This is a genomic window from Nonomuraea aridisoli (assembly GCF_003236395.1).
GTDB classification, from domain to species: domain Bacteria; phylum Actinomycetota; class Actinomycetes; order Streptosporangiales; family Streptosporangiaceae; genus Nonomuraea; species Nonomuraea aridisoli.
In genome coordinates, this window is record NZ_POUD01000360.1 from 1 (window position 1) to 7,959 (window position 7,959).

The following is a 7,959-nucleotide window of genomic DNA, read 5'->3' on the forward strand; positions in this document are numbered from 1 at the left end:
TCGTCGGCAGCGTCAGATGTGTATAAGGGACAGCATGGGGTTTTCCCGGGGGGCCGACCTTTGCCGCGAACCGGGCGAAATAGGCCACGAGCTGTGGCATTTGCGCTGAAATGTCAGCAGCGGTGGAGATTTCGTGTCAGCATCGGGGACCATGGACGGGTCGTACGGGACTGCGGTGAACGTCTGGGACACGTGGGATCTCCCCTGCCCTGGGCCGGGAGCCGCGGCGTGAGCCTCCTGTGACAGCCCGGCCGGTCCCCCGCCCCGTCCCGCCAGGATCGCGCGTGCGCGGTCGCGGCGCCGGTGTCGTCCCCCTTGCCTGGAAAGAAGTTCCGCGTTGCGTATCTTGCTGCTCTGCTCGTCCTTCAACGGCCTGACCCAGCGTTCCTGGCTGGAGTTGCGCCGGGCCGGTCACGACGTGAGCGTCGAGCTGGCCGTGTCCGAGGAGGCCATGGTGGAGGCCGCCGAGCTGGCCAAGCCGGATCTGATCATCTGCCCGTTCCTGAAGGAGCGGGTGCCGGACGCGTTGTGGCGCACCCACCGTACGGTGATCATCCACCCGGGACCGCCCGGTGACCGGGGGCCGTCGTCGCTGGACTGGGCGATCGTGGACGGCGAGCCGGAGTGGGGCGTGACGGCGCTGCAGGCGGTCGAGGAGATGGACGCGGGACCCATCTGGGGTTACCGGCTGTTCCCGATGCCGGCCGAGCCGCCGCGCAAGTCGTCGTTGTACAACGGCCCGGTGGCCGACGCGGCGGTGGAGCTGGTGGCGGAGGTGGCGGCCAAGGCGGGCGACGCGTCGTTCATGCCCGTGCCGCTGGACTACCGCTCCCCCGAGGTGCGGGGGCGGCTGCGGCGGGCGATGCGGCACGCCGACCGGGAGTTCTCCTGGGCCGAGTCGAGCGAGCAGATCCTGCGGCGGGTGCGCGCGGCCGACGGCTCCCCCGGCGGCCGGACGGTGCTGGGCGAGCTGCCGGTGCGGGTGTTCGACGTCTACCGGGGCCCGGACCTGCCGGGCACGCCGGGCGCGGTGGCGGCGCGGCGTGAGGGCGCCGTGCTGGTGCACACCGGCGACGGCACGGTGTGGGTGGGCCATCTGCGCGTCGAGCGTGAGGGCGCGGTGAAGCTGCCGGCGGCGATGGCGCTGGGCGAGCTGGTGGCGGGCCTGCCGGAGCGACCCGGCTACAGCGAGATCACCTACGACCGCAGCGTCGGCGTGGGCGTGGTGAGCTTCGACTTCTACAACGGGGCGATGTCGAGCGAGCAGTGCCGGCGGCTGGCCTCGGCGCTGCGGTACGCGGCGGCGCAGGACACGCGGGTGCTGGTGGTACGCGGCGGGGAGGTGTTCTCCAACGGCATCCACCTGAACGTGATCGAGGCCTCGCCGCAGCCGGAGCTGGAGGCGTGGACGAACATCAACGCGATCAACGCGGTGTGCCGGGAGATCCTCGACTGCACCGGCCAGCTGGTGGTGACGTCGATGGCGGGCAACGCCGGCGCGGGCGGCGTGATGATGGGGCTGGGCGCCGACCGGGTGATCGTGCGCGATTCGGTGGTGCTGAATCCGCACTACCGGACGATGGGGCTGTTCGGGAGCGAGTACTGGACGTACGTGCTGCCGCGCCGGGTGGGCGCGGAGCAGGCCTGGCGGCTGACGCAGGAGGCGCTGCCGATCGGCGCGGCGCAGGCGGTGGAGCTGGGGCTGGCCGACAAGGCGGTGGCGGGGTCGCGCATGGAGTTCGAGCGGCGGGTGCTGGAGTTCGCCGAGCGGCTGGCGGCCGATCCGGGCTACGATCGGCTGCTGGCGGCGCGGCGGCAGGCGCGTGAGGCCGACGAGCGGCGCAAGCCGCTGGACGCCTACCGGGCCGAGGAGCTGGCGGAGATGAGCCGCGACATGTTCGACGACCGTAACGGGTTCCGGCAGGCGCGGCGGGCGTTCGTGCACAAGGCGCGGGCGCAGGCGACGCCGGAGCATCTGGCGCGGCATCGGGAGTGGTCCGGCGCGTCGGCCCCCTCGGTCGCAGCCGCATCTCATATGTGAGATATGGTCTGCTGTTGTGGCAGATGATTATCTTGTGCGGATCGGCCGGCTGATCCGGGACGCCCGTCAGCATCGCGGGTGGACACAGCTGCAGCTGGCCGATGCTCTGGCGACGAGCCAGAGCGCGGTGAACCGGATCGAGCGCGGCAACCAGAACATCAGTCTTGAGATGATCGCCCGGATCGGTGAGGCGCTCGACAGCGAGATCGTCTCTCTGGGGTACGCGGGGCCGATGCATCTGCGGGTGGTGGGCGGCCGCCGGCTGTCGGGCAGCATCGACGTCAAGACGTCGAAGAACGCGTGCGTGGCGCTGCTGTGCGCCTCGCTGCTCAACTCCGGCCGGACGATCCTGCGCAAGGTGGCGCGGATCGAGGAGGTCTACCGGATCCTGGAGGTGCTGGCCTCGATCGGGGTGCGGGCGCGGTGGATCAACGAGGGCAGCGATCTGGAGATCGTGCCGCCGGCCCGGCTGGAGCTGGAGTCGATGGACACCGAGGCCGCCCGCCGCACCCGCAGCGTGATCATGTTCCTGGGTCCGCTGATGCACCGCACCGAGCAGTTCCAGATCCCGTACGCGGGCGGCTGCGACCTGGGCACGCGCACGGTGCAGCCGCACATGTCGGCGCTGCGGCACTTCGGGCTCGACATCACCGCGACCGGCGGTTTCTACCACGCGCGGGTGGATCGGGGGGTGGCGCCGTCGCGGCCGATCGTGCTGACCGAGCGGGGCGACACCGTGACGGAGAACGCGCTGCTGGCCGCGGCCCGCCACGACGGGGTGACGGTGATCCGCAACGCCTCCTCCAACTACATGGTGCAGGACCTGTGCTTCTTCCTGGAGCAGCTCGGCGTCCGCGTGGACGGCATCGGCACGACGACGCTGACGGTGCACGGGCAGCCGCACATCGAGCGCGACGTCGACTACTCCCCTTCGGAGGACCCGGTCGAGGCGATGAGCCTGCTGGCCGCCGCGGTGGTGACGTCGTCGGAGCTGACGATCTGCCGGGTGCCGGTGGAGTTCCTGGAGATCGAGCTGGCGGTGCTGGAGGAGATGGGCCTCGACCACGACCGGGGGCGGGAGTATCCGGCGGCCAACGGCCGTACCCGGCTGGTCGACCTGACGGTGCGGCCGTCGAAGCTGGTCTCCCCCATTGACAAGATCCACCCGATGCCGTTCCCGGGGCTGAACATCGACAACGTGCCGTTCTTCGCGGCGATCGCGGCCTCGGCGCAGGGTTCGACGCTGATCCACGACTGGGTCTACGACAACCGCGCCATCTACCTGACGGAGCTGACCCGGCTGGGGGCGTCGGTGAAGCTGCTGGACCCGCACCGGGTGCTGGTGGAGGGGCCGACGCGCTGGCGCAGCGCGGAGATGATGTGCCCGCCGGCGCTGCGCCCGGCGGTGGTGGTGCTGCTGGCGATGATGGCGGCCGAGGGCACGTCGGTGCTGCGCAACGTGTACGTGATCAACCGCGGTTACGAGGATCTCGCCGAACGGCTGAACGCGCTGGGAGCGCGCATCGAGACGTTCCGCGACATCTGATTTTTCTGTCGGTGCGGGCCGCTACCGTCGTCCTTGGATCTTCCCGGGTGACGTCTTTCCGGGAGACGACGGTGAAGGGGGTGGCGGGTGCGGCCTGCGGATCTGGAGCGCATCACCGTGGCGCAGGCGGCCGACCGCTATGTGGAGCTGGTGCGGGCCAGGACGCTGACGGGTGCGCTGTCGCCGGCGACGGCGGAGGTGTACGCGCGCGACGTGGCGACGCTGGTCGAGCTGGCCGGCGCCGGCACCGTGCTGGACGATCTGACCGGCGCCGACGTCGACGCGATCCTGGTGGCGTTCGCCCGCAAACCGGACGGGCGGCGGGCGGGCGCATCCGACGGGCCGGGGCAGTCGGCGTCGTCGCAGGCGCGTTTCCGCCGGTCGATCTCGGCGTTGTTCAAGCACGCGACGCTGGCCGGCTGGGTGCAGCTCAACCCGATGACCCGTTCGACGGTGACGGCCAGGCAGCGGGGCGGGCTGCGGCCGGAGCGGCGGGCGCTGACGCGCGAGCAGGCGCAGGGCCTGGTGGGCGCGGCGCGGGAGCTGCCGCAGGCGCCGCCGGAGCCCGGCAAGCGCCGTGACCAGCGCACCGAGCTGCGCGACGCGGTGATCGTGCTGCTGCTGGCGACGGTGGGCCCCCGCGTGTCGGAGCTGGTGCGCGCCAATGTGGAGGACTTCTTCACCAACGACGGGGTGCGTTACTGGCGGATCTTCGGCAAGGGCGGCCGCACGCGTGACGTGCCGCTGCCTGGCGACGTCGCGCAGGTGCTGCAGGCGTACCTGGAGCGGGGGCGGCCGCGGGTGGCCGACAAGGCGCTGCTGCTGTCGTGGCGGGGGCGGCGGCTGGCGCGCGGCGACGTGCAGGCGGTGATCGACCGGGTGCAGCGGCGGGTGCCGCCCGACCAGCGGCGCTCGGTGACGCCGCACGGGCTGCGCCACACGACGGCGACGCATCTGCTGGCCGACGCGGTCGACATGGACGCGGTGCGGCGGGTGCTGGGCCACAGCGACCTGTCGACACTGGGCCGCTACCGCGACGAGCTGCCCGGCGAGCTGGAGGTGGCGATGCGCACCCACCCGCTGCTGCGCGAGCCGCCCGCGCCGCAGGAGTGAGCGCCTTGCAGGTGGGCGGCTTCAGGTGAGCAGGCCGCGGCTGTAGGCGGCGGCCACGGCCGAGGCGCGGTCGCAGACGCCGAGTTTGGCGTAGATGTGCGCCAGGTGCGTTTTGACGGTGGTCTCGCTGACGAACAACGCGGCGGCCGTCTCCTTGTTGGTGCGGCCGCGCGCCACCAGCGTCAGCACCATGTGCTCGCGTTCGCTGAGCTCGGCGGTGCGGGGCGCGGGCTCGCGCACGTGACGCAGCAGCCGGGCGGCCACCGACGGCGACAACACCGACTCCCCCACCGCCGCGGCGCGCACGGCGCGGAAGACCTCCTGGCGCGGGGAGTCCTTCAGCAGGAAGCCGACCGCGCCGGCCGCCACCGCGGGCAGCACGTCGTCGTCGCGGTCGTAGGTGGTCAGCACCAGCACGCGGGCGAAGGGCGCCCGTTCGGCCAGCCGTGCGATGAACCGGGCGCCGCCGAGCCGGGGCATGCGCAGGTCGGTGAGCACGACGTCGGGCCGCTCCCGCTCGGCCAGCGCGAGTCCCTGCTCGCCGTCGGCGGCCTCGCCGACGATCTCGATGTCGGCCTGCTCGGCGAACATGCCGCGCAGCCCGTCCCGTACGACGGGGTGGTCGTCCACGATCAGCAGGCGGATCGTCACGGCGTCCCCCAGGCCGCCGCGGCGGGGATGGCGGGGACGGTCACGCTGATCGCGGTGCCCTGACCGGGCGCCGACTCCACCTCCATCGTCCCGGCGAGCCTGGTGGCGCGCTGCCGCATCGCGGTGAGCCCGAAGCCGTCGCCGCGCGCCTGCTGCGGGGCGAATCCCACCCCGTCGTCGCGCACGTCGGTCACGACGACGTCCTCCATGTACGACAGAGTGACGACGGTCCGGCCGGCGTGGGCGTGGCGGGCCACGTTCGCCAGCGCCTCCTGCACCGTCCTGAACAGCGTCATCTCGACCTCCGGGTGCAGCCGCCGGGCGGTGCCGGTGACGGTGAGCGTGGCGGGCACGTCGTGCGTGGCGCTCCAGCCGGAGACGAGGCCGGTCAGCGCCTGCGGCAGCCCGCTGCCGGCCAGGGGGCCGGGCCGCAGGTGGTGCAGGGAGCGGCGCACCTCGGTGAGGCTCTGCCGGGCCAGGTCGCGGGCGGCGGCCAGCCGGCGCCGCACGGTCTCGGCATCACCTGCGGCCTCCTCGGCGGCCTCCTCGGCGGCCTCCTCGGCGGCCTCCTCGGCGGCCTCCTCGGCGGCTTCGAGCTGGGTCACGATGCCCGCCAGGCCCTGGCCGACGGTGTCGTGGATCTCCCTGGCCAGGCGTTCGCGTTCGCCGGCGACACCGGTGCGGCGGGCGGCGGCCAGCAGCTCGCCGTGCAGCCGCGCGTTCTCCTCGCCGAGCCGTTCCAGGCGCAGGTTGGCGGCGTGCAGGGCCTGGTTGGCGGCGCGCCGCCGCGCCGCCTCGGCCTCCATCGCCCTGATGATCCAGCCGAGGAACGCCGCCAGCCCCGCGGCGGCGAGCGCCGGCGCCAGCCGCGGCCACGGGTCGCCGGACGTCACCGCCCGGTACGGGTCCCCCACGGCCACGAGCGCGGCCGCGCCGACCCCGAGGTAGGCGTAGCGGCCGGGCAGCGCCACGAACGCCATCGGGAAGCAGGCGAGCACGAGCAGGGCGTAGGCGGGATGGCGGGAGGCCAGCAGCCACGCCAGCGCCAGCAGCCCGGCGAAGTACACCGCCATCGGCGCCAGCGCCCGCTCCGGCCAGGCGGGGTGCGCCAGCACCATCCACCCGTGCCACACCGCCACGGCCGCCGCCAGGGCGACGTTGATCACCCGGCCGGCGGGCGCGGCGGAGGCGTCGGCCGCGGCGATCACCGTGGCGAGCGCCAGCAGCGCCAGCGGCAGCGCCCGCCACGCCCTGTCCCAGTCACGTTCCGTCACGCTCTCAGCCCGCCTCACCCGCGCGCGTAGGTGAGGCGGCGCAGCAGCGTCTCGGCGGGGCCGCGTGCCCCGGTCCTGCGCATCAGTTCGGCCATCACCACGATCCCCGCCCAGGTGAGCAACGCCAGCGCCGCCGTGGCGGCCGGTCCCAGCCGTCCGCCGAGCCCGGCCGTGTACGGCGGCAGCAGCGCGACGAACACCACCGACTGTAGGAGATAACACGTCAGCGAGCGCTGGCCGCAGGATGACAAGGCGGTCACCACGGGCCCGCGGCGCGCTCCGACGCGGCGCGCCGGCAGGCCGATAAGCGCGGCGTACCCGAGCCCGCCAGCCACGCCCGTCACCACGTGGATCGCGTTGACCGCCATGACGGCGGCGGGGCGTGCACGGTGACGACGCCCGCGGCGACCAGCCCGGCGGGCAGCCCGCCGGCCACGGCGGCGAGCGGCCCCACCACGGCGGCGCGCCGCAGCAGCGCCGCGTCGGCGGGGCCCGCCGCGGACAGCAGCGAGCGGCGGCCTGCCCACACGCCCACGAGCGCGGCCGTGACCGCGCCCGTCAGCCCGAACGGGGTCATCACCCATTCGAGCGGCCGCAGCGCCAGCGCCGTCACCGGGTCCGGCACGGCGAGCGACCACAGGTACGCCCGCTGCGTGCCGGCCGGGCCGCCGTACACCAGCGCGGAGATCACCGCGACGGGCATGAGCCACAGCGCGGCGGCGGCGAGCAGCAGCCGGCCCCGCGCCCGCATCAGCCGGCACATCAGCAGACCGAGCAGCCCGTACAGGCCGAGCACGTCCCCGGGGAACAGCAGCAGGCCGTGGACCGCGCCGAACGCCAGCAGCCACCGGCTGCGCCGCCGCAGCACCGCCCGGCCTTCGGCGTCGTCGCGCCGCCGCCGCCAGATGTGCGCCATGCCGTAGCCGAACAGGGCCGCGAACATCGGGTAGGCGCGCGCGTCCACGAACGTCAGGCTCAGCGCCGACACCACCCGGTCGGCGAGGCCGTGCTCGACGACGTGCTGCCTTATGCCGTACGGGCGGCCGTACAGGTAGAGGGCGGAGTTGGCCACGGCGATCAGCGCGAGCATGACGCCCCGGGCGAGGTCGGGGGCGAGCAGGCGGTCGCGTTCGCCGACAGGGCTCAAGGTCACGGTTCGTCTCCCCTGCGCTCGGTGGGTCACACCGAGTGTGCGGGCAGGCGAGCGGCCGGCGAATCCTGCGATCGGGCCGATCCGGCGGCGGACGGACGATACGCGGGCATCGTCCATCCGGACGATGCCCGGCCCGGATCGTTACGGGGTGGGGGCCGGGGTGAGGTCTGTCTCTTATACA

General features: G+C 73.6%; 7 protein-coding genes. 3 read left to right on the plus strand and 4 right to left on the minus strand.

Annotated elements, in window-relative coordinates:
• Window positions 1–337 precede the first annotated feature (337 nt).
• The 3 genes from C1J01_RS43800 to C1J01_RS43810 all read left to right on the plus strand — a co-directional run bounded on the left by C1J01_RS43800 (window position 338) and on the right by C1J01_RS43810 (window position 4,700).
• Window positions 338–2,041, plus strand: coding sequence for an enoyl-CoA hydratase-related protein (locus C1J01_RS43800; protein ID WP_111184929.1), 1,704 nt, complete (start codon window positions 338–340; stop codon window positions 2,039–2,041).
• A gap of 16 nt (window positions 2,042–2,057) precedes the next feature.
• Window positions 2,058–3,587: a helix-turn-helix domain-containing protein gene (locus C1J01_RS43805; protein WP_111184930.1), complete on the plus strand. Its 1,530-nt coding sequence runs from the start codon at window positions 2,058–2,060 to the stop codon at window positions 3,585–3,587.
• An 87-nt stretch (window positions 3,588–3,674) separates the two neighbouring features.
• Window positions 3,675–4,700: a tyrosine-type recombinase/integrase gene (locus C1J01_RS43810; RefSeq protein WP_111184931.1), complete on the plus strand. Its 1,026-nt coding sequence runs from the start codon at window positions 3,675–3,677 to the stop codon at window positions 4,698–4,700.
• A 21-nt stretch (window positions 4,701–4,721) separates the two neighbouring features.
• Here C1J01_RS43810 and C1J01_RS43815 read toward each other — a convergent pair whose 3' ends face one another.
• Genes C1J01_RS43815 through C1J01_RS52845 form a run of 4 tightly spaced genes read right to left on the minus strand, consistent with a single transcriptional unit; the run spans window position 4,722 to window position 7,778 of the window.
• Window positions 4,722–5,351: a response regulator gene (locus C1J01_RS43815; RefSeq protein WP_111184932.1), complete on the minus strand. Its 630-nt coding sequence runs from the start codon at window positions 5,349–5,351 to the stop codon at window positions 4,722–4,724.
• Complete coding sequence (locus C1J01_RS43820; RefSeq protein ID WP_111184933.1) at window positions 5,348–6,625, minus strand: sensor histidine kinase; 1,278 nt, start codon at window positions 6,623–6,625, stop codon at window positions 5,348–5,350. The genes C1J01_RS43815 and C1J01_RS43820 overlap by 4 nt, the downstream gene beginning before the upstream one ends.
• Window positions 6,626–6,639: 14 nt before the next feature.
• Window positions 6,640–6,993: a DUF418 domain-containing protein gene (locus tag C1J01_RS52840; RefSeq protein ID WP_235855064.1), complete on the minus strand. Its 354-nt coding sequence runs from the start codon at window positions 6,991–6,993 to the stop codon at window positions 6,640–6,642.
• Window positions 6,966–7,778 carry a DUF418 domain-containing protein gene (locus tag C1J01_RS52845; protein ID WP_235855065.1) on the minus strand — a complete coding sequence of 271 codons (813 nt, stop codon included), beginning with the start codon at window positions 7,776–7,778 and terminating at the stop codon, window positions 6,966–6,968. The genes C1J01_RS52840 and C1J01_RS52845 overlap by 28 nt, the downstream gene beginning before the upstream one ends.
• Between the last annotated feature and the right edge of the window lie 181 nt (window positions 7,779–7,959).